This window comes from Erysipelatoclostridium sp. MSK.23.31 (assembly GCF_019125875.1).
Taxonomy (GTDB): Bacteria; Bacillota_I; Bacilli_A; order Erysipelotrichales; family Coprobacillaceae; genus Thomasclavelia; species Thomasclavelia ramosa.
Genome location: NZ_JAHOCB010000021.1, coordinates 28570 through 45816 on the forward strand (window position 1 = coordinate 28570; position 17247 = coordinate 45816).

At 30.2% G+C, this 17247-nt stretch carries 31 protein-coding genes; 25 read left to right on the forward strand and 6 right to left on the reverse strand.

Features of this window, described 5'->3' with window-relative positions; genetic code table 11:
* Positions 1 to 48 precede the first annotated feature (48 nt).
* Both rbr and KSU54_RS10400 read right to left on the reverse strand, forming a co-directional pair.
* Positions 49 to 633, reverse strand: coding sequence for a rubrerythrin (rbr, locus tag KSU54_RS10395; protein ID WP_003538076.1), 585 nt, complete (start codon positions 631 to 633; stop codon positions 49 to 51).
* Positions 634 to 769: 136 nt separating this feature from the next.
* A complete protein-coding gene (locus KSU54_RS10400; protein ID WP_008791879.1) occupies positions 770 to 1162 on the reverse strand; it encodes a DUF3783 domain-containing protein in 393 nt (130 codons plus the stop codon).
* 99 nt (positions 1163 to 1261) lie between these two features.
* On the opposite strand from KSU54_RS10400, the gene KSU54_RS10405 reads away from it, so the two are divergent.
* From KSU54_RS10405 to KSU54_RS10420, 4 genes are all read left to right on the forward strand, one after another.
* A complete protein-coding gene (locus tag KSU54_RS10405) occupies positions 1262 to 2161 on the forward strand; it encodes a magnesium transporter CorA family protein (protein ID WP_003538078.1) in 900 nt (299 codons plus the stop codon).
* Positions 2162 to 2367: 206 nt separating this feature from the next.
* Positions 2368 to 2973, forward strand: coding sequence for a 30S ribosomal protein S4 (gene rpsD / locus KSU54_RS10410; protein WP_008791878.1), 606 nt, complete (start codon positions 2368 to 2370; stop codon positions 2971 to 2973).
* 286 nt (positions 2974 to 3259) lie between these two features.
* Positions 3260 to 3688 carry a DUF6978 family protein gene (locus KSU54_RS10415; RefSeq protein ID WP_029479810.1) on the forward strand — a complete coding sequence of 143 codons (429 nt, stop codon included), beginning with the start codon at positions 3260 to 3262 and terminating at the stop codon, positions 3686 to 3688.
* A gap of 20 nt (positions 3689 to 3708) precedes the next feature.
* The gene (locus tag KSU54_RS10420; RefSeq protein WP_217746613.1) at positions 3709 to 4452 is read left to right on the forward strand and encodes a DUF1829 domain-containing protein; all 744 of its coding nucleotides are present in this window, start codon (positions 3709 to 3711) and stop codon (positions 4450 to 4452) included.
* Between the two features lie 58 nt (positions 4453 to 4510).
* Here the strand turns inward: KSU54_RS10420 and KSU54_RS10425 are convergent, their stop codons facing one another.
* Complete coding sequence (locus KSU54_RS10425) at positions 4511 to 5608, reverse strand: site-specific integrase (protein WP_217746614.1); 1098 nt, start codon at positions 5606 to 5608, stop codon at positions 4511 to 4513.
* Between the two features lie 118 nt (positions 5609 to 5726).
* Complete coding sequence (locus KSU54_RS10430; protein WP_117562061.1) at positions 5727 to 6434, reverse strand: hypothetical protein; 708 nt, start codon at positions 6432 to 6434, stop codon at positions 5727 to 5729.
* Between the two features lie 120 nt (positions 6435 to 6554).
* Here KSU54_RS10430 and KSU54_RS10435 point away from each other — a divergent pair, with 120 nt between their 5' ends.
* Complete coding sequence (locus tag KSU54_RS10435) at positions 6555 to 6752, forward strand: helix-turn-helix transcriptional regulator (protein ID WP_226816591.1); 198 nt, start codon at positions 6555 to 6557, stop codon at positions 6750 to 6752.
* Positions 6753 to 7001: 249 nt separating this feature from the next.
* Here the strand turns inward: KSU54_RS10435 and KSU54_RS10440 are convergent, their stop codons facing one another.
* A complete protein-coding gene (locus KSU54_RS10440; protein ID WP_117562064.1) occupies positions 7002 to 7391 on the reverse strand; it encodes a helix-turn-helix domain-containing protein in 390 nt (129 codons plus the stop codon).
* Between the two features lie 210 nt (positions 7392 to 7601).
* On the opposite strand from KSU54_RS10440, the gene KSU54_RS10445 reads away from it, so the two are divergent.
* Complete coding sequence (locus tag KSU54_RS10445; RefSeq protein ID WP_009300084.1) at positions 7602 to 7757, forward strand: hypothetical protein; 156 nt, start codon at positions 7602 to 7604, stop codon at positions 7755 to 7757.
* Between the two features lie 16 nt (positions 7758 to 7773).
* A complete protein-coding gene (locus KSU54_RS10450) occupies positions 7774 to 7974 on the forward strand; it encodes a hypothetical protein (protein WP_117562066.1) in 201 nt (66 codons plus the stop codon).
* Here KSU54_RS10450 and KSU54_RS10455 read toward each other — a convergent pair.
* Positions 7971 to 8438 (reverse strand): hypothetical protein, encoded by a 468-nt coding sequence (locus KSU54_RS10455; RefSeq protein ID WP_117562068.1) that lies wholly within the window; start codon positions 8436 to 8438, stop codon positions 7971 to 7973. The two genes, KSU54_RS10450 and KSU54_RS10455, sit on opposite strands and share 4 nt — an antisense overlap.
* Before the next feature lie 98 nt (positions 8439 to 8536).
* Here KSU54_RS10455 and KSU54_RS10460 point away from each other — a divergent pair, with 98 nt between their 5' ends.
* From KSU54_RS10460 to KSU54_RS10540, 18 genes are all read left to right on the forward strand, one after another.
* Positions 8537 to 9124 carry a hypothetical protein gene (locus tag KSU54_RS10460; protein WP_117562069.1) on the forward strand — a complete coding sequence of 196 codons (588 nt, stop codon included), beginning with the start codon at positions 8537 to 8539 and terminating at the stop codon, positions 9122 to 9124.
* A 97-nt stretch (positions 9125 to 9221) separates the two neighbouring features.
* Complete coding sequence (locus KSU54_RS10465) at positions 9222 to 9932, forward strand: ORF6C domain-containing protein (RefSeq protein ID WP_117562071.1); 711 nt, start codon at positions 9222 to 9224, stop codon at positions 9930 to 9932.
* Positions 9933 to 10264: 332 nt separating this feature from the next.
* Positions 10265 to 10768, forward strand: coding sequence for a Cas9 inhibitor AcrIIA9 family protein (locus tag KSU54_RS10470; RefSeq protein WP_217746621.1), 504 nt, complete (start codon positions 10265 to 10267; stop codon positions 10766 to 10768).
* A 9-nt stretch (positions 10769 to 10777) separates the two neighbouring features.
* The gene (locus KSU54_RS10475) at positions 10778 to 12190 is read left to right on the forward strand and encodes a PcfJ domain-containing protein (RefSeq protein ID WP_217746622.1); all 1413 of its coding nucleotides are present in this window, start codon (positions 10778 to 10780) and stop codon (positions 12188 to 12190) included.
* 15 nt (positions 12191 to 12205) lie between these two features.
* Positions 12206 to 12385 carry a hypothetical protein gene (locus KSU54_RS10480; protein ID WP_217746623.1) on the forward strand — a complete coding sequence of 60 codons (180 nt, stop codon included), beginning with the start codon at positions 12206 to 12208 and terminating at the stop codon, positions 12383 to 12385.
* A complete protein-coding gene (locus tag KSU54_RS10485) occupies positions 12378 to 12563 on the forward strand; it encodes a hypothetical protein (protein WP_217746624.1) in 186 nt (61 codons plus the stop codon). Before KSU54_RS10480 ends, KSU54_RS10485 begins: the two co-directional genes overlap by 8 nt.
* Positions 12564 to 12587: 24 nt before the next feature.
* Positions 12588 to 12773, forward strand: a complete 186-nt coding sequence (locus KSU54_RS10490; protein ID WP_217746625.1) for a hypothetical protein — start codon at positions 12588 to 12590, stop codon at positions 12771 to 12773.
* Positions 12774 to 12900: 127 nt separating this feature from the next.
* Positions 12901 to 13551, forward strand: coding sequence for a tyrosine-type recombinase/integrase (locus KSU54_RS10495; protein ID WP_226814524.1), 651 nt, complete (start codon positions 12901 to 12903; stop codon positions 13549 to 13551).
* A complete protein-coding gene (locus tag KSU54_RS19160; RefSeq protein WP_264292003.1) occupies positions 13548 to 13670 on the forward strand; it encodes a hypothetical protein in 123 nt (40 codons plus the stop codon). The genes KSU54_RS10495 and KSU54_RS19160 overlap by 4 nt, the downstream gene beginning before the upstream one ends.
* Positions 13654 to 13845, forward strand: a complete 192-nt coding sequence (locus tag KSU54_RS10500; protein ID WP_217746627.1) for a hypothetical protein — start codon at positions 13654 to 13656, stop codon at positions 13843 to 13845. The genes KSU54_RS19160 and KSU54_RS10500 overlap by 17 nt, the downstream gene beginning before the upstream one ends.
* Positions 13842 to 14120, forward strand: coding sequence for a hypothetical protein (locus KSU54_RS10505; RefSeq protein ID WP_217746628.1), 279 nt, complete (start codon positions 13842 to 13844; stop codon positions 14118 to 14120). The genes KSU54_RS10500 and KSU54_RS10505 overlap by 4 nt, the downstream gene beginning before the upstream one ends.
* Positions 14110 to 14262, forward strand: a complete 153-nt coding sequence (locus KSU54_RS10510) for an HNH endonuclease (protein ID WP_217746629.1) — start codon at positions 14110 to 14112, stop codon at positions 14260 to 14262. Before KSU54_RS10505 ends, KSU54_RS10510 begins: the two co-directional genes overlap by 11 nt.
* Positions 14263 to 14521: 259 nt before the next feature.
* Complete coding sequence (locus KSU54_RS10515) at positions 14522 to 14974, forward strand: hypothetical protein (protein ID WP_217746630.1); 453 nt, start codon at positions 14522 to 14524, stop codon at positions 14972 to 14974.
* 98 nt (positions 14975 to 15072) lie between these two features.
* Positions 15073 to 15366, forward strand: coding sequence for a hypothetical protein (locus KSU54_RS10520; protein ID WP_217746631.1), 294 nt, complete (start codon positions 15073 to 15075; stop codon positions 15364 to 15366).
* Positions 15356 to 16048 carry a helix-turn-helix domain-containing protein gene (locus tag KSU54_RS10525; RefSeq protein ID WP_118249452.1) on the forward strand — a complete coding sequence of 231 codons (693 nt, stop codon included), beginning with the start codon at positions 15356 to 15358 and terminating at the stop codon, positions 16046 to 16048. The genes KSU54_RS10520 and KSU54_RS10525 overlap by 11 nt, the downstream gene beginning before the upstream one ends.
* Positions 16049 to 16819, forward strand: a complete 771-nt coding sequence (locus KSU54_RS18880; RefSeq protein WP_217746632.1) for an ATP-binding protein — start codon at positions 16049 to 16051, stop codon at positions 16817 to 16819. It begins immediately after the preceding gene.
* Positions 16819 to 16980, forward strand: coding sequence for a hypothetical protein (locus tag KSU54_RS10535; RefSeq protein WP_158559025.1), 162 nt, complete (start codon positions 16819 to 16821; stop codon positions 16978 to 16980). The genes KSU54_RS18880 and KSU54_RS10535 overlap by 1 nt, the downstream gene beginning before the upstream one ends.
* Complete coding sequence (locus tag KSU54_RS10540; RefSeq protein ID WP_118249450.1) at positions 16973 to 17185, forward strand: hypothetical protein; 213 nt, start codon at positions 16973 to 16975, stop codon at positions 17183 to 17185. Before KSU54_RS10535 ends, KSU54_RS10540 begins: the two co-directional genes overlap by 8 nt.
* Positions 17186 to 17247 lie beyond the last annotated feature (62 nt).

Consider the following 17247-nt stretch of genomic DNA (forward strand, 5'->3'; position numbering starts at 1 on the left):
AAAATTAACTTAAAAAGCAATCCTTTCAAGAGGATTGCTTTTACTAGTTTATAAATGAAATTGAGATTCATCAAGACGTAGACTATAACCTTGTGGGTGTTTACAAACTGGGCAGATCGTTAGTGCATCAGTACCTTCATAAATAAAACCACAGTTCATACACATCCATTTTACAGTAGACTGGTCATTAAATAATTTACCACTGGTTAATAAATTATGATATTTTTTAAAACGTTCATGGTGATAGTGTTCAATCTCACAAATCATGTAAAAAGTTGTTGCAATTTCAACATAACCTTCTTCTTTAGCTTCATCACCAAATTGCTTGTAGATAGATGTTGCTTCATCGTATTCGTGTTGTGCTGCTTGTTCTAATAACGAACTTAAATCCTGATCTAGATCAACAGGATAATTAGCCTCCATTGAAACATTAGCATCTTTAAAAACATCTTTAAGATAATTGTAAAAAACTATCGCATGCTCTTTCTCTTGATTTGCAGTAAAATAAAGCATATCTTGTAAAATAGCCATTCCATTCTTACCTGCGACTTTAGCAGCCATTTCATAACGCATTCGAGCTTGACATTCACCAGCAAAAGCTCTTAATAAATTTGTTTTGGTTTTTGTTTCCATATATAAGTTACCTCCACTTTTATTTTTAACAAAATAAAAGAAGATTAAACTTAATCTTCTAAGAATCAAATAATCTCTTTAATAATAATTAAAATATTATAACGCTGATATAGATACTGCTAACAAGACAAATAATCTAGTTGATCATATCTTTATTCATTCCAGTTAATTCCATATATTCAGTTTTAACATTTTTCAATAATTGCATAAATGTCCAATTTACATTTGTTTGAGTTACAATTGCCTTTAACGGAATGAAAGGAATGTTTGCTTCTTTAAAAATTTGTAATAGCAAATCAACTTGTTTATCTTCAAAACCAGCCATAACCATCATGTCATCTTGTGGAATCTCTGTTAATGCTTCAGTTCCACGTTCAAAATTATCAGCACCTAAAATATACCCAATCGGGCTCATTAAATCACTTGATTTAACAATGATTACTTCAACATTCAGTTTTTCAAGAATTGAAATAATTGCTTTACCAGCATCAGTTTTATCAATATTGTATAATAATACAGTTTCTTGCATATGTATTACCTCGCTTTCGCTTAATAGGTTATCATATTTATGGTTAACGTTCAACTAAGTTGACTTAATGTGCTATAATTTATCCGGGTAGGTGAGATAATGCGGTATTATTTAGAAAAAGAAATTACAAATAGTTATAAAGAAGGAAGCTTAGTTATTGATATTCTTAGTAAAGAAGATTTCATAAACCAGTATCAAAAGGAAAATCATGCAAACCATGTGATTAGGCATATTGGGGATATTATGTACTGTAAAGTAGAATTATTTTACGATGTGATTTGCGGAGCGTTTGTTATACCTGACAAAAAGGATTTAAAAATAAAACATTGTTTTAGTTTTTATTTAACAGAACAAAAAATGATTTTTATTGATGATAACGATTATGTGATGAAACTTATTGAAAAAATGAAAGATACATATACTAATAATCGTCTAAGTTTGAACAAATTTTTTCATGATTTGATTTTCTTAATAACTGTTGATGATGGAATGTATTTACAAGAATATGCTGATCGTTTACAGGTCATCGAAGACAAAATAGCTTTTAATTTCAATAGTCAAATAAATAATGAGATAATCTTGCTGCGTAAAGAACTATTAATTTTAAATTCCTATTATAATCAGTTGGGGGATATGATCGATATTTTAAGTGATAATGAATCAGATTTCTTAAATGATTATGAATGTCATTTATTCAGCATGCAGGCACGTAGGATTGATCGTTTGGATAACCAGTTAAATGCTTTAAAAGATTATTCTTTGCAAATAAAGGAAATGTATCAAAATAAAATTGATACCCACCAAAATAAAATTATGACTGTTTTAACAGTTGCAACAACTATTTTCTTCCCGTTATCGATTATCACAGGATGGTATGGAATGAATTTTAAAAATATGCCAGAGTTAAATAATCCTTATGGTTATATTATTGTTATTGGAGCAAGTATTTTAGTTGTAATTATTGAAATGTTAATTTTGAAAAAGAAAAAATTCTTTTAGAAAAAAATGTTGACGTAGTCAATAAAAAAAGGTATAGTAAATAAGCAACAAATGATAGCAGCACATAGAGTTTTGAAAAGAGCGTTTATAACTTAAGTTTGTAGAGTAGCTAGCTGCAAAGTGAAATACTTAATATAAACACAATTCAAATAATCTATGCAATGTTATTGTTTTATGCAAATAAAACAATAAATGGAGGAAGACAAATGTCACGTTACACAGGACCTCAATGGAAATTATCTCGTCGTTTAGGATTCTCTACTTTAGAAAATGGTAAAGAATTAAATAAGAGAGCTTATGCTCCAGGTCAACATGGTCAAAAAAGAAAAAAACAAACAGAATATGGTTTACAATTAGCTGAAAAGCAAAAAGTAAGACATATGTATGGAGTAAATGAAAAACAATTCCATAACACATTCAAACAAGCAGGTAAAATGGAAGGTATCCATGGTTATAATTTCTTCTGCTTATTAGAAAGAAGATTAGATAATGTTGTTTACAGATTAGGATTTGCACCTACAAGAAGAGCTGCAAGACAATTAGTAAACCACGGTCATTTCTTAGTAAATGGAATTAAGACTGATATTCCATCATTCCGCGTTAAAGTTGGAGATGTTATTGAAGTTAAAGAAAAATCTAAAAATTTAGCAATCATTAAAGCTAGCTTAGAAGCTAGAGTACATACTCCTGCTTTTGTAGAAGTTGATGATACTAAATTAACTGGAAAACTTGCTCGTTTACCAGAAAGATCTGAATTAAATCAAGAAATCAATGAGTCATTAATCGTTGAATACTATAACCGTATGGGTTAGTAAATTAAAGAAATTTAGGTATATCATAACTATATTGCAGCTATGTTATACCTTTTTTCTTTATTTCCTAAAAAATCATCGATTATGTAGTAGGTATAGCACAGCTATGTATTTGCTTAACTGCTAAATTCCTGCTAAAAATTTAAATATTGATTTATAAAAAATCTAAAATTTAAAGTGAAAAATAATGAATTTTATGTTATTTTTGTGATGATAAGTTAATTTATTTTTTTATTTGATATTGTATTGTAGTTATATTATTATTAAATAAAGGATGGTGTAATTTATGAGTGAAGTTGATGCAGAAAATTTAATTGCTGTTTTGAAAGAGTTTATAGATAACAAGATATATTATCCAGATATTGGTGAGACTAAAGAATATGAAGTAAAAAGTCTGACTAGTCATGATTTATTTATAATTAATATATATAGAAAATCAAAAAATAGAGATAAATATAGTATTCAGATAAGATTAAAAGGGTCAAATATAAAATTATTAAGATTAGATATTGGTAGTACACTTTCACATAAGAATAGTAATGGTAAAATTATTCATGGTTCACATCTGCATATTTTTAAAGAAAATATAGAATTATCTGATGCTATGGAGTGTAAAAGCAATGGTTCGTTTATAGATGATTGTATTTTCTTTATGAAAAAAGTAAATGTCATAAATTATCCTAAAACACATCAGGAATGTTTTGTTTTTAATTAATTGAAAGGAGGAATAGTAATATGGATGAACTTATAAACGATTATTATGATTTTTTGAAATCTCAAACTAATACAATTAAATTAAATGAATATTATGAAATTACTGTTCCGTTTTATGACTTTATTGGTGATGCAATACAGATATATGCAAAATTTGAAAATAATAATATTTATATGGATGATGATGGAAATACCATTGGAAATTTAAAAATGAATGGTGTTGGTATGAGTCCGAATAGAATAAAACAAATTGAAAGAACATGTTTGACTTTTGGTGCTCAATTTGATGGCGATAATATATCAATTAGAACAACCAAAGATAAGTTTTCAAATAGATTGAATTCTCTTATTCAATGTATTTTGAGAGTTGATGATATGAATTTTACAACTAGTAGTAAGGTTAAGTCATATTTTCTAGATGATGTTGTAAAATATTTTAATAAAAATGATATATACTACACGGAAAATCCTAGTTTCATTGGAAAGAGTGGTTATACTTCTAATTTTGATTTTTTATTTCAGCGTTCAAAAAATAAGCCTGAAAGATTGTGTAAGCTAATTAACAATGCATCAAAATCAACTATTAAGATGGCTTTGTTTGAATGGGATGATACTAGACCAATGAGAAAAAATGATACAAAATTTATAGTATTGATTAATGATTCAAATAATGTCGATGATAGTATATATGATGCTACGTCAAATTATGGAGTTCAGGTTGTTAACTGGTCTAAAATAGATGATAGCATTAATTTATTCAGATAGAATTTTTAAACATATCTAGGAAAACTAAAAAAGACATTCTGCATTAGGAATGTCTTTTTTATGAATACACATTATTAACAACATTGTTTAGATTTTCGTTCTCCAAGGATGTATAAACATCCAGTGTAGTCTGATAGCTTTCATGTCTTAATAGCCTTTGCGCAATTTTTACATCTACTTTATTTTCCCACAATCTTGTAGCAAAAGTATGCCTGAACATATGGCTGCTTATATGAACCCCTGTACGTTTGCTATATCGTTCTAAAAAGGTTTTTACAGTCTGCGGATCTAATAAGTTCATATCGTTGTCGGGAGCAACTAAATTGCTTTCATTTTCAGAAAACCATGCTTTTAAAATTGGAACAAGCAGTGAAGGCAATGGAACAATCGCACAGGATGCGGGAGTTTTTGTCTCTTTAATCTCAAGTTCTTTTGTTTCGTTGTTTTTAAATATATTTTTGGTAATCATTACTCTTTCATTTTCAAAATCTACATCATTTTTTTCAAGCGCTAGAGCTTCACTTAGTCTTAATCCCATATAATATCCAAGCATAAACACGATTTTATATGAGCGGTATCTGATAGACCTGTTTTTATCAACAACGCTTAGAAGCTCTTTAAATTCATTTTCAGCAACTGTTTTTTTCTTGAACAAATCGTTTTTGGCTTTGCCGGTTATTTTTAACCGTGCATATGGCAGACGGTCTATATAATTACGATTATAGGCAAATTTAAACACTCCGCTAAATACCTTCACTATATTTTCAACTGTACTTTTGGAAAGCTCCTTTCCTTTTTCTGCAACAAAATTCTGAATTATGGTGTAATCAAGAAGTGTAATATCAGCATCCTCAAATTGTGGTCGTATATGTTTATTGTAATATGAACTGCGAATCTGTTTTGTAGTCACTGAAGTGTGGGGATCAGTTTCTATATATTCCTCCCAGACATCGCCAAACGTTTTTTTAATATTTATCAACGATCCATCAACTATTTTAGAATATATAAGTCTTTCATGATTTTGTGCATCTGTTTTTTTAACAAAGCCACTTTTTGAATAATGCTGAGGTCTTCCATATTTATCTTTATAATCGAAATAAACTCTATATGTAACTCCTTTTTTTGCTTTTTTTGATTTTACTTCTCTAATTGACATTTAAAACAACTCCTTTATTTGATATAATAGGAGCATAGTTATAACAGTGTGTAATTGGAATAATTCCGTTATAACTATACTGCAAGACTGCCTTTTGCTAGGCGGTCTTTTGATTTGTTTAATTAATAGTTACATTAGTAACTGTTGGATTAACATCAGGGTTGCCATCCCAGTTATATGTCACGATAAAATTACTTCTAATTTGTGCACCAAAACTATTTTCAGCATCCACCCATGATGATACAGTGTATACAGTACCATTTTTGTTAATCACCCATTCATCTGCTTCCATAATTTTGCCGGGAAATTCAGCAGTTGAGGGTGCTTTCAGATTTGCTTTTACGTCTTTTTCAGCTTGATATTTAAGTGTAGCTTTCTCTTCACTTGTAAGAATTCTATCTTTTACTTGCTGTATTGCTTGACCATCTTTATAGAATTCAATTGTACCACTCGAAAATCCAGTTACGTTAGCATCACTGGTTATAACAACATTAAATAAATAGTCTTCATATTCAATTGAAACCATGCTATTAGTATCATTGTTTTCAATTTTTTTAATATTCATGTCATCTGTTTTCATACCTATAGCATCACACGCATTAAATAAACTGTTTATAATAGAAACGTCCACTTTATATTTTTTTGCCAGTTCTTCTTGTAAAGTTATTTTTGTATCTTTTGTTTTGCTTTGATTACTTGTTTTTTTATCTTTATCACCACCACCGGCAGCTAGTCCAATAATCATTAAAACAACAACTATTACAATACCTTTTTGCAGTTTCCCCTTTCCCCAGAAATTTTTTAATTTTTCAATCAGTTTTTTCATTTTCTTGTCTCCCTTCATAAAAACTGTTTGTGATATTATGTATCACGATAATATTATAATACATAATTTTACAATTTTTAACGATGAATAAGATATTGTTAAAATAAACATACTATGTTTATGAAATTAAAAATAAGAGAAGTCAGAAAAAAAAGAAATTTAACGCAGATTGAATTAGCAAAATTGACCGGGATAAGTAAATCATCTATTAGCCGATATGAACGTGAGGAAATTTGGCCTGATATGCTAGAAATGGAATGGATTGCATTAGCAATGAACGTTAAAATTACGGACCTATTTGATTCAAAAGTCAAGTAAAATTCGTAAAAACGTAATAAAATTCCCATATATGGGAATTATGCTGTTTTCCCTTTTTTTATTGTGTTTTTAGACATATAATTAATTTATGGATAGCAAGGAGAGGGAGGAGTTATGACAGCAAAAATATTATATTTAAGAAAAATATTTAAAATGTTGGAAGATATGGAATTATTGGAAATAAAAAAAGTTTATGCTGTTACAATGCAAATATATTCCAATCACTAACAAAAAGAGAGGACAAAGTAATTAATCTTTGTCCTCTCTTTTTTTGTTCTCTAAATTTTTCGCAAACGTTTGTAAAAAAGATTTTAAATATTTTCTCTCATCAGCACTGGCATTCAGATATGTTTCTATAAGTATACGATCAGTTTCATCAAGTTTGTAATCATCTACAATCATATCAATCGCCACATCTGGAAATTCAACAAACATTTCGCCAGTACCCTCAGTCAACCAGAAATAATCAACATTATAAATTGAGCATATTAGTTTAATATTTTTTTCTGTTAATGGTGTAATACCGGATTCAATTTTGGAAATTGATGCTTTGGTTAATCCTATTTTTTCACCAAATTTTTCCATGCTCAAATTCAATGTTTTTCTGAGTAGTTTAATTCTATAGTCTATAGAATTCATATATCATTCTCCTTTCGATAATAAGTATATATTAAAAAGTTAATTAATTCAACAATTTTATATTGACAAAGTAGAATTAATAAACTATTATATGTATGTAAGTTGAATAAATTAACATTTGTTAATCTTTGAAACCTGTATATCATTACCCCTCTCCCTATTAAAATGGTATACAGGTTTGAGGGGTTAACTCACGAAAGGGGTGAATATATGACAGCACAAGAATTTAGAGATGCTCAACAGGATGCTATTGAGATAGCTATTATGTTAAGTGAATTAAAGAAAAAAGACCCTCAAATTTCAGAGCGTCTTAAATGGATGATAGAAGGTATTAAATTAGCCACTTGTTCAAAAAAAGAAAATTAGAGAGGGGGAACATTAGATGATAAAACATCCGACAAGAGAAGTATTAGAAAGTGGTGGTATTGTTGATGGTGAGGCGTTTGAATTAATGTTAAAAAAGGAATTACAAAGTGAAGTTATTAAGGAACTAAAAGAAATAAATCAGCACCTTATGGATATTAAGGTACTGATGGGGTATAAAGATAAATTATATTGTGACTCTAATATTATTGATGATTAATAATCGATAATATCAAAATCATTTTCACTAACGAGTGCATATTTATTGTATGTATTTAGTTCCAATTTAAACGAATAATTTTTATTTTTTGAATCTGTGTAATCAACTTGAAGCCAGTTACCATTGTTTAGATATTGATTATCTATAATGGCAACTTTAGAAGATCCAGGGACTATTGTTATATCTTTCAATCCTACATACGGAAAGTTACGATTATTTTTACTTTTGCTTTTATATTCTGCTAAATCTACATTTGTTGAAAATTTTTTTAACTTAGCATTTGATTTTCCAAAGTTTTTAATTTTCACATATGTTCCGTTTTTTGTAGATACAAGGTAGAGATAGACATATGGTCTTATATTTGTTTGAGAATTTCGGTATGTTTGATAGCTAGAAATTGTAGCAATTATTATAGAGATTACGGAAATTATAGTTGCTAAGTAATTAAAAACTGGTGTTGGCATATATTTCACCTCACTTTCATTTGATTATCGACATTGCAGTGTCGATAACTAAATTATAGCAAAGGTGAAAAATAAATCAAAAAGTGAGGACTAATTATATGATAAAAAAACAAAAGAATTTGATTGATCAGGATGAATTCACCATCATTTATAGTAAATCGGGTTGGTATGGTTTTTCAATAACAGTAAAGAAAGATGAAATTATTGAAACCAATCATAAAGACAACTTCAAAATTATTAGATATTGTGATGATAAATTTCCTAACACTTATGATGAGTGTGTTGAACGTAAAGTGAATCAGGAAAAGAGAAAAGCAAAAAAGATTATTGAATTTAAACTTCATGATGATAGATGGTTTATTGATTCAGAAGATATTTTAGAATATGAGGTCATTAGTGTTAAGACACCAAAGGAAATATTTAAAGAAAAGGGTAACTATAAACTTATAGAAACAGAAGCTGAATTTGATGATTACATGAAATCTAATCTTTCATGTAATAACTGGTGTCAAATAAAGCTGGCTAAAACAATGCTTAGCCTAAATCTTGGAAATGGTTTTATAAATGGTTTTGATGATTTGATTGGAACAAATTTAAGCAGATACAGACTAATGATTGCACTGGCTAAAGAATGCGATAATCGTGATTTACTGATGTATATGCTGATAAAGAAATTAGGTAATTGATATGATCTGGATAATCTTATTTTTACTGCTCTGTGTACTTATTGAATTTATATGTATATATGTTTTAACACATAAAAAATAGTCTAAGGAGGATTTTATGAATAATTTACAAATTATTGAACATGAAGGAATTAGAGTTTTAACAACTCAGCAACTGTCAGAAGTTTATGAGACTTCAACAGAAAATATTAAACAGAATTTCAAGAGAAATAAAGAACGTTTTAATGAGGGACGTGACTATTATTTATTAAAAGGCGAACAGCTTAAAGAATTTTTGCAGGTGACTAATAGTCACTTACAAAATCAATCAAAAATCAGAAGCATGTATTTATGGACCGAACGTGGAGCAAATCGTCATAGTAAGATTTTGGATACTGATCAAGCGTGGAAGCAGTTTGATGTATTAGAGGAAACGTATTTCAAAGTTAGATCTATGTCACCGATGCAAATGTTAAAACTTCAAAACGCTGCACTAATGGAAGTAGATGAAAAAGTTGAACACATCGACAGTCGCGTAACTAATCTAGAAAACACAACTACTGTAGACAGTAGAAAGCAGTACACGCTAAGAAAAATTGCAAGTGCGACAGCAGTTAGAGTTTTAGGCGGTAAAGACAGCCAAGCGTATTTAGAGCTCCATCATAAAGTGTTCTGTCAACTTTGGAGAGATTATAAAGATTATTTCAAGATTCCAAGCTACAGGGATACCCTAAAGATAGACTTTGAAAAGGCAAAAGAGTATTTGCAGGGATGGAGACCTGATCATAATCTACAGATTGAAATTTCAAGCGTGAATGAGGGGGCATAGTATGGATTGTATATTAGTTAGTATAACAATAAGTGTGACCATATATGTCCGCTTTGAAGTTTCTGTATACGCCGCAGTCGCAGCTGTAAGCGCATGTCTTATCGATAATCTGATAAAGGATATCGAAAATGGAAAAGTACATTAATAGACTTAATGCCAGAGGTTTCTATACGATCGTTTTAATTATAATTTTGGTAGGTTTTATAGCTGCGGGAGCTTCTGGTATCATTCTCGATTTTATCGTCGGGATAATAAAAAATATATAGGTTTTTAACAGTGTTTTTAGGGTACTGTTTTTATTTGCACCATTTTTAGGAAAAAGGAGGGATTTTATGGATAAAATCAAAGCGGAAATGGATTCTTCTCAAAATCCATGGATAAAAAAAATAGGTAATTATCTTTTATCAAGAAATGATTTAGAGGATAAATTGAATAATCAAAATAAGAGTTTAAAGGAGTGTTTTGATTATATTTTAATTGAGATATCAAAGCGGAGCGTAAAAGAGGGCGTTACTGGTTATGCTGCCGGTGAAGATGATGAAATATACTCACTTGCTGTTCACTATTTTGATGAAGATGATCTTGAAATTGGAAAGAAGGATTTTACTACCAATGCAGACGGCAGTGCGGAACTGTCAAGATTAATGCCAAAGGAACAAGATGTTAAGGAGCATGCAAAAGATATTGATGCAATTGTCAATCAAAAGGTAAAGGCTGAACTTGAAAAAATCCGGGAGGAAGAAAAAGTAAAAAAACAGAAGAGAGAAGAGTTAAAAAAAGCAGCTAAAAAACATAAAGAGGATATGGAAAGAGCACAGATGTCACTCTTCGATTAGGTTGATTATATGGCAAATAAATTAAGTGAAAGTGACAAATTACTAAACAGACTGTCAAAATTGAAATTAAAACAGTACAAGGCCACGGATTTTAAAGAATATATGATAAGTGATGATGATCCATCCTGGAAACGCCCAAAAAAAGATACTGAAGTTTATGGATTCTATGTTGCAATTTATGAAAAATGGAAAAATCGGATTATATGCCGTACCTTTTATATTTCGCAAAGATGGCTACATAAAGAGAAAGTTACAGATATATTTGAGGTTAAAAGGCAACTGTCTGGATGCAGCTACCAGCTAACACGGAGACTTTATGCTTCTATGGGTGGTGGAATCAAATGCTGGACATATGATTACTCATATCCTTTCGATTATCGAAACAATAATGAATGGCAGATTCATAAGATTGGGACTTTTGATGTAAGTACAGAAGGCAGCATGTATTATGGACAGCGCTGGAAAAGGAGCAACTATTTTATACATACGTCTGCCAGTGAACTGGCTTCACTGCTTGAAAATTCTGTTTATAAATACAGTGGGTTTGAATACAGTGTTTACAGCATTGATGAACTGTTTGAATATCTGTCCATTTATGATAAACATCCGGAGGTTGAAATGATATCAAAGATAGGCTTGTCTTATCTGCTCAAGGACGATTTAAGGGTACTAAGATGGTCTAAAAAAGGAACTGAGATTCTGGGCATAAAAAAATGTGATATCGAGCGTTTGAAAAAGCTGCATATCCCGCTAAAGGAATTCAAAAAGTATAGAGATCTGATATATAAATTTAAGATAGAGGACCGCAGTGATTTTAATGAACTGTTAAAACTTGTCGAAATATCAAGAATTAAATATGCGGATATTAATATAAGTGTTTATGCACTTGACTATTTTAAAATGCAGGGTACTTCTTTGAACATAATAAAAGATTATTACAGATTCTGTGAAGAACTAGGACTTCCGATGAATCACAGCAACAGGTATCCGGATAACATAGGAGAAGCTCACGACAGATTAATGATACAGATTGAGACAAAAAAATCTGCTAAAGATGACCTGATGATTAGAGAAAGGGTAAGCAACGAGTTATCTAAATATAGATTTGCTGATGATGATTTTGTTATTACACCAGCGAATTCAATCGCTGATCTAATAAATGAAAGTGCAAAACTTAATCACTGCGTAAGGACATATGATAAAAGGTATGCCAGTGGAGAAACTAGTATATTTCTTATTAGAAAGCGTGATGATGTAAACAGTCCGTTTTACACATTAGAACTGTCAAGTAAAAATGAAATAAAGCAGCTTCGAGGAAAAAATAACTGCACTGCTGTTAATGAGGTTTTAGATTTTGTTGAAGGGTGGAGAAGAAAATTTAACTTAAAAAGCAGTATTTTAAAACAAAATGAAGATGCTTAGGAAGGGATGATATTTATGCCAAAACCGCCGGTTAAGTATCTATTGTTGGATATTAATGATGTTACAAATGTGTGCGGTTCTATATGGAGTGATGAGCTTAGCAGGTTGTTGAAAATAAAGCCGATCTATTTACCCGTATGGTTGTGCCACAATGGTGTTTTGGAAGGTAAGTATTACGTTGTAGAAGATGTTTAAATATTATGTCTACATAGAAAGTGAGGTAATTGTACTCCCCTTGGTTATTTATGCAGAAACAAGGGAAATAGCCTATAAAAAGGCAGTAAAACAGTTTAGAAGGATATTTAAAAAGAAGAAAATTACAAGAGTTGCTATCCACAAAGATCATTATTATTTTGGTGGATTTGAATATTAAAAAAAGAAAGAAGAGGAAAAGAAAATGAGATTTATTAGAAAAATTAGAAGAGAACAAGAACAAAAGGCGCGCAAACAAATGCTTAAGGAAAAGCGCCAACAGGGATTAAAGCCGAAATATGAATATAATTTAGTAACACATAAAAATGATATTGAATGGGTACCTGTAAAGATGCCGACTGTAAAGCACAGCAATAGAGTGTTTTATTAAATACAAAAAAAACACAAAAACTATTTTGGTTAAAAATTCTCTCTAATCGCTTATGTAACAAGGGATTAGAGAGAAAATATAAATGCAATATAATATTTAGGTTATATTGCACCAAAGGGGTGATAAATTGGCAAGACGAATAAAGCATTTTGGCGGTCAGCATGAAACCTTACCAATAAAAGACAAAAAGCAGCTTGATGAATTTATGTTCAATCTTCTAAGGAAAAGAGACAAAGCAAAAACGCCAATCAAAAAATACCAAGCTGATCGTAACTGGATGATGTGCATGTTAGGCTTTAATACAGCTTTCAGAGCTGAGGATTTACTTCAACTAAGGGTAATAGATGTAAAAAAAGGATACGTGCATATAAAGGAAAATAAGACCGCCAAGATGCAAAATTTTAAGATGAATAAGAAACTGAATAATGATGTTTTGGGTTACATAAATAGAAACAATCTAACAGACTATGATTATTTGTTTCTTGGACAAAAGAAGGTTCAGAATGGTAAGAAATACGTTTATCCTATAACGCGGCAGCGTGCACATAAAATTGTATCTAGAAATGCGAAGGAAGTGGGCATCGATTTTACTTTTGGTATGCACAGTTTAAGAAAAACATTCGGATATCAGTACTATGCCAATGGTGGTAATCTTCTAACACTTATGAAGATGTATAACCACGATGAACCCAATGTGACACTCCTGTATATTTGTTGGGGTAAAGAAGATGCGGAAAATGATAGAGAAGCAGTTTACTTAGGAGGCGTACATAAATGATAAGTGATTTTTGGTTAGGTGTGATCCTAACCATTGCAGCAGAAGCAATAATAACAATCTTAGTTGTTGATTATTTAGGACAGAAGGAAAGAGAGGAAAACAATGACAGTAATAGTTGAAACAACTTCTTTAATGGAAGAAATAGTTTTTAGAGATATTGTAAGAATTGAAGATAAGGAAGAATGGATTGTTTTAAATGATAAAAATGGTCGGTGTTTACCAATGCCAAAACAAGGCATTGAAAACATAAAAGTATTAGATATTTTAACAAATAAGGAGGGTTTAAAAATTTGAAACAGTTAGATATTTTTGGCGGTGAAATTGATGTTAAAGAAATCAACAAAGAAACAAAAATTAAACGTTCTATAAAAGGAATGTTTAGAAATTTGCATGGCTATGATAAATCTAATTATTGCAAAAATTGTAAATATTGTATTTGTGATCATAGAAGTAGAAGATATTACAAATGTGAAAAAATAGGACAATCTTATAGCGAGGCAACTGATATTAGACTTAAAGATTATGCGTGTGATCTGTTTATAAAAAGAGAGATGAAAGATGATGCCTGAAAGAAAACAATTTAACAAAGGCGAGCGCATTAAAGTTCATAAAAAATATAATGGACATTGTGCTTACTGTGGGCAAGAGATTGAAATTAAGGATATGCAGATTGATCACTTGCATCCTCTCTATGCTGGATACAGTTACTAACTGCCGCTTTGAAAAAATGACAAAAGATCAGTGGAAAGAGTGGTTTTTGCAAAACTGAAAATAATACCCTGAAAGCGTGATTTTACGTAAATCAGGGGTACGGTAACTTTTTTTGAAAAAATAATAATGAATAATCGGCTAAGAGTGTTGATGGCTATAGAGTTTAAACGATTTAGGTTATCTATCAAAAAAATTGACACTCTTAGGGATTATGTAACTTTTTTTACAGGTGTTGAAACCGGAAAGGTGAGGATAAAAAATGTTAAAAATTGAAAAATTAAAAGATCTAATTTTAAATTATGATACTGAGAATTGTGAGGATGATTTTAATTGTTATTTATCTCGGATTGCTACAAATCCCAATGACAACAAAAACATTTGTAGAGTGGTAACATGTTCAGAATGCGTAAGATTGTCGCTGATGAATTTATTAGAAGAATATAAAGAACCAGTTAAATTAACAAAATTTGAATATGAATATTTAAAAGTTGCTAAGAGAGAGAGGTTTAATTTTATTGCAAAAGATGGAGATGGCAGATTGTTTTTGTATAAAAATAAACCTTTCAAGTCGTTGGATGAATGGATTGTTGCTAGCAAAGATTGTTGTAGGATTTTAGATAGTTTATTTAAATTTGTTAAATTGGAAGATGAAGAACCATGGAATATTGATAATATTCTAGCTAATTGCGAGGTAATGCAAGATGACATCTAAACAGACGGCATTAGTATTTTTTTTGATAATGCTTACTGCGTTTATTTTGTCTCTTGTTTTGGGAATCAGATATTTATTTAAGGAATGGAGGAAACAGCATGGAATTTAACACAAACCAAATTAATATAATGCTTGATGCCCTGGAACATTACGGGAACGGTCCTCAGGTCGATATGGTCATAGAGGAAATGAGCGAACTTACAAAGGAGCTGCTTAAAGACCGCAGAGGTAAAGAGAATAGAAGTGATATAGCTATGGAAATGACAGATGTCTACATAATGCTTGAACAGCTTAAATTTATTTTCGGTATCGATGAAACTGAACTAAAGGTCAATGCTGAATTTAAGCTGCAAAGATTGAATAAAAGATTAGGTGAAGTATATGAACAATAAAATTAAAGAGGGTAATTATTATACAGTTCAATCATTTATGAGAAACGATTTGAAATTAAAAGGTAATGAACTTAGCATTTATGCTATTATATTTGGCTTCACTCAAGATGGAGAAAGTTGGTTTACTGGTTCTTTAACATATTTACAAGATTGGCTAGGTGTTTCTAAAAACACTGTTAGAAGTGCTTTAGATTCACTTGTAGGAAAAGGGTTTATATTTAAAGATACTCAATCTGTTAATGGAATTGTTTATAACAGATATAAGAATAATTATAGTGTATCAAAAATTGATACACCTACTCAAAAAAATACACAAATGTATCAAAATTTGGGCAGGGGTGTATCAAAAATTGATACGGGGGTGTATCAAAATTTGGACGGGGGTGTATCAAAAATTGATACCAATAATAAAGAATATAATATATTAGATAATATAAATAATAATATTATTCCATCTAAGGAAAAAAAACCTTATGGTGAATTGAATAATGTAATGCTAACAGATGAAGAATATCAAAAACTTAAAGATAGAAATTTAATTCACATGATTAATGATTTATCTTTCTATCTTTCGTCAAAAGGCAAAAAATATAAATCTCATTATGCAACGATTTGCCAATGGGCTAATAAAGATAAAAAAACATTAAATAAAACCACTAAACAAGTAGGGCAGGTGATTTAGGTGCGAAGTATTAAAGATATGCTTGGAATTCCAAAAGATGCAGACACTAGCCAATATCAAACAGAAGCTGATTTTCTTAACGATAATGTCGGAGAGTTAAATAAACGTGATGGTGTCGATTGTACTCTATGTAAAAATCGAGGATATGTTTATAAAATGGTGGATGGTCATGATCATGCGGTTAGGTTTGAGTGTGGGTGCATGGCAAAACGCAAAACAATTAGAAACGCTCGAAAAAGCGGACTTGAAAAATTATTAAATTATCGATTGGATGAATTTAATGTTAATAAAGACTTTCAAAGAACTATGAAAGATAAAGTCAAACAGTACTTAAAATATAAATCAAATCACTGGTTTGTTATGCTAGGGCAAAGCGGAGCTGGTAAAACACATTTGTGTAGTGTTGTTGCTAGAAACTATTTAAGCAAGAATAGAGAAGTAAAATATATAGTCTGGGATGAATATATTAGAAATCTTAAAAATGAGTTATATGGCGATGATTACAAAGCAATAGATAAAGTCAAAATGGCTGATGTATTATATATTGATGATTTTTTTAAAGGTAAGATCAGTGAGACTGATAAGACACTTGCTTTCGATATAATCAATTATCGTTACAACAATAGCCTTGTAACAATAATTTCAAGTGAATTATTGTTACAAGAGTTGATAGATGTTGATGCTGCTATAGCGGGACGGATAAAACAAATGTCAGCTGATTACATCGTGCAAATCGCTTATGATGATGAAAGGAATTATCGATTAAAATAATGGAAGATAATCAGTGGATCACAATTAAAAGACAGGATAATGAAACACTTATTAAAGTGTACGGCGATTATGAATTGATTGGTTTCTTTCCAGCGGGAAATGGTTCTAATATGGCGATAGTGTTAAAAGAAACTAAAAAGGAGGATTCAACAAATGAGTGAAAGCGAAAAGCAATATAAAGATGAAATTATAAACAAAGAAGATGTTTTAAACGAGCTTATTTCTCTTAATGATAAGTCAGCGTTATTTGCAGTATTATTAGCTGATAGTACAAGGATTAAAGAACTCGAATATCAAGTTATGAATGATATTAGATTAATGATTGAAAATGATGATTATATCTTTATAAAAAGGACAGAAATTTAACAAAAACTATTTTGATTAAAAATTCTCTCTAATTCGTTGGTAGATAAGGGATTAGAGAGAAA

Coding starts and splice junctions, on each gene's coding strand:
- KSU54_RS10520 (WP_217746631.1), top strand. CDS start 15,073: ATGGAATTTAACACAAACCAAATTAATATAATGCTTGATGCCCTGGAA.
- KSU54_RS10475 (WP_217746622.1), top strand. CDS start 10,778: ATGGCAAATAAATTAAGTGAAAGTGACAAATTACTAAACAGACTGTCA.
- KSU54_RS10455 (WP_117562068.1), bottom strand. CDS start 8,438: ATGCCAACACCAGTTTTTAATTACTTAGCAACTATAATTTCCGTAATC.
- rbr (WP_003538076.1), bottom strand. CDS start 633: ATGGAAACAAAAACCAAAACAAATTTATTAAGAGCTTTTGCTGGTGAA.
- KSU54_RS10435 (WP_226816591.1), top strand. CDS start 6,555: ATGAAATTAAAAATAAGAGAAGTCAGAAAAAAAAGAAATTTAACGCAG.
- KSU54_RS10490 (WP_217746625.1), top strand. CDS start 12,588: ATGAGATTTATTAGAAAAATTAGAAGAGAACAAGAACAAAAGGCGCGC.
- KSU54_RS10500 (WP_217746627.1), top strand. CDS start 13,654: ATGACAGTAATAGTTGAAACAACTTCTTTAATGGAAGAAATAGTTTTT.
- KSU54_RS10465 (WP_117562071.1), top strand. CDS start 9,222: ATGAATAATTTACAAATTATTGAACATGAAGGAATTAGAGTTTTAACA.
- KSU54_RS10405 (WP_003538078.1), top strand. CDS start 1,262: ATGCGGTATTATTTAGAAAAAGAAATTACAAATAGTTATAAAGAAGGA.
- KSU54_RS19160 (WP_264292003.1), top strand. CDS start 13,548: ATGATAAGTGATTTTTGGTTAGGTGTGATCCTAACCATTGCAGCAGAA.
- KSU54_RS10460 (WP_117562069.1), top strand. CDS start 8,537: ATGATAAAAAAACAAAAGAATTTGATTGATCAGGATGAATTCACCATC.
- KSU54_RS10525 (WP_118249452.1), top strand. CDS start 15,356: ATGAACAATAAAATTAAAGAGGGTAATTATTATACAGTTCAATCATTT.
- KSU54_RS10540 (WP_118249450.1), top strand. CDS start 16,973: ATGAGTGAAAGCGAAAAGCAATATAAAGATGAAATTATAAACAAAGAA.
- KSU54_RS10450 (WP_117562066.1), top strand. CDS start 7,774: ATGATAAAACATCCGACAAGAGAAGTATTAGAAAGTGGTGGTATTGTT.
- KSU54_RS10440 (WP_117562064.1), bottom strand. CDS start 7,391: ATGAATTCTATAGACTATAGAATTAAACTACTCAGAAAAACATTGAAT.
- KSU54_RS10480 (WP_217746623.1), top strand. CDS start 12,206: ATGCCAAAACCGCCGGTTAAGTATCTATTGTTGGATATTAATGATGTT.
- KSU54_RS10420 (WP_217746613.1), top strand. CDS start 3,709: ATGGATGAACTTATAAACGATTATTATGATTTTTTGAAATCTCAAACT.
- KSU54_RS10485 (WP_217746624.1), top strand. CDS start 12,378: ATGTTTAAATATTATGTCTACATAGAAAGTGAGGTAATTGTACTCCCC.
- KSU54_RS10535 (WP_158559025.1), top strand. CDS start 16,819: ATGGAAGATAATCAGTGGATCACAATTAAAAGACAGGATAATGAAACA.
- KSU54_RS10400 (WP_008791879.1), bottom strand. CDS start 1,162: ATGCAAGAAACTGTATTATTATACAATATTGATAAAACTGATGCTGGT.
- KSU54_RS10470 (WP_217746621.1), top strand. CDS start 10,265: ATGGATAAAATCAAAGCGGAAATGGATTCTTCTCAAAATCCATGGATA.
- KSU54_RS10510 (WP_217746629.1), top strand. CDS start 14,110: ATGATGCCTGAAAGAAAACAATTTAACAAAGGCGAGCGCATTAAAGTT.
- KSU54_RS10430 (WP_117562061.1), bottom strand. CDS start 6,434: ATGAAAAAACTGATTGAAAAATTAAAAAATTTCTGGGGAAAGGGGAAA.
- KSU54_RS10415 (WP_029479810.1), top strand. CDS start 3,260: ATGAGTGAAGTTGATGCAGAAAATTTAATTGCTGTTTTGAAAGAGTTT.
- KSU54_RS10425 (WP_217746614.1), bottom strand. CDS start 5,608: ATGTCAATTAGAGAAGTAAAATCAAAAAAAGCAAAAAAAGGAGTTACA.
- rpsD (WP_008791878.1), top strand. CDS start 2,368: ATGTCACGTTACACAGGACCTCAATGGAAATTATCTCGTCGTTTAGGA.
- KSU54_RS10445 (WP_009300084.1), top strand. CDS start 7,602: ATGACAGCACAAGAATTTAGAGATGCTCAACAGGATGCTATTGAGATA.
- KSU54_RS10515 (WP_217746630.1), top strand. CDS start 14,522: ATGTTAAAAATTGAAAAATTAAAAGATCTAATTTTAAATTATGATACT.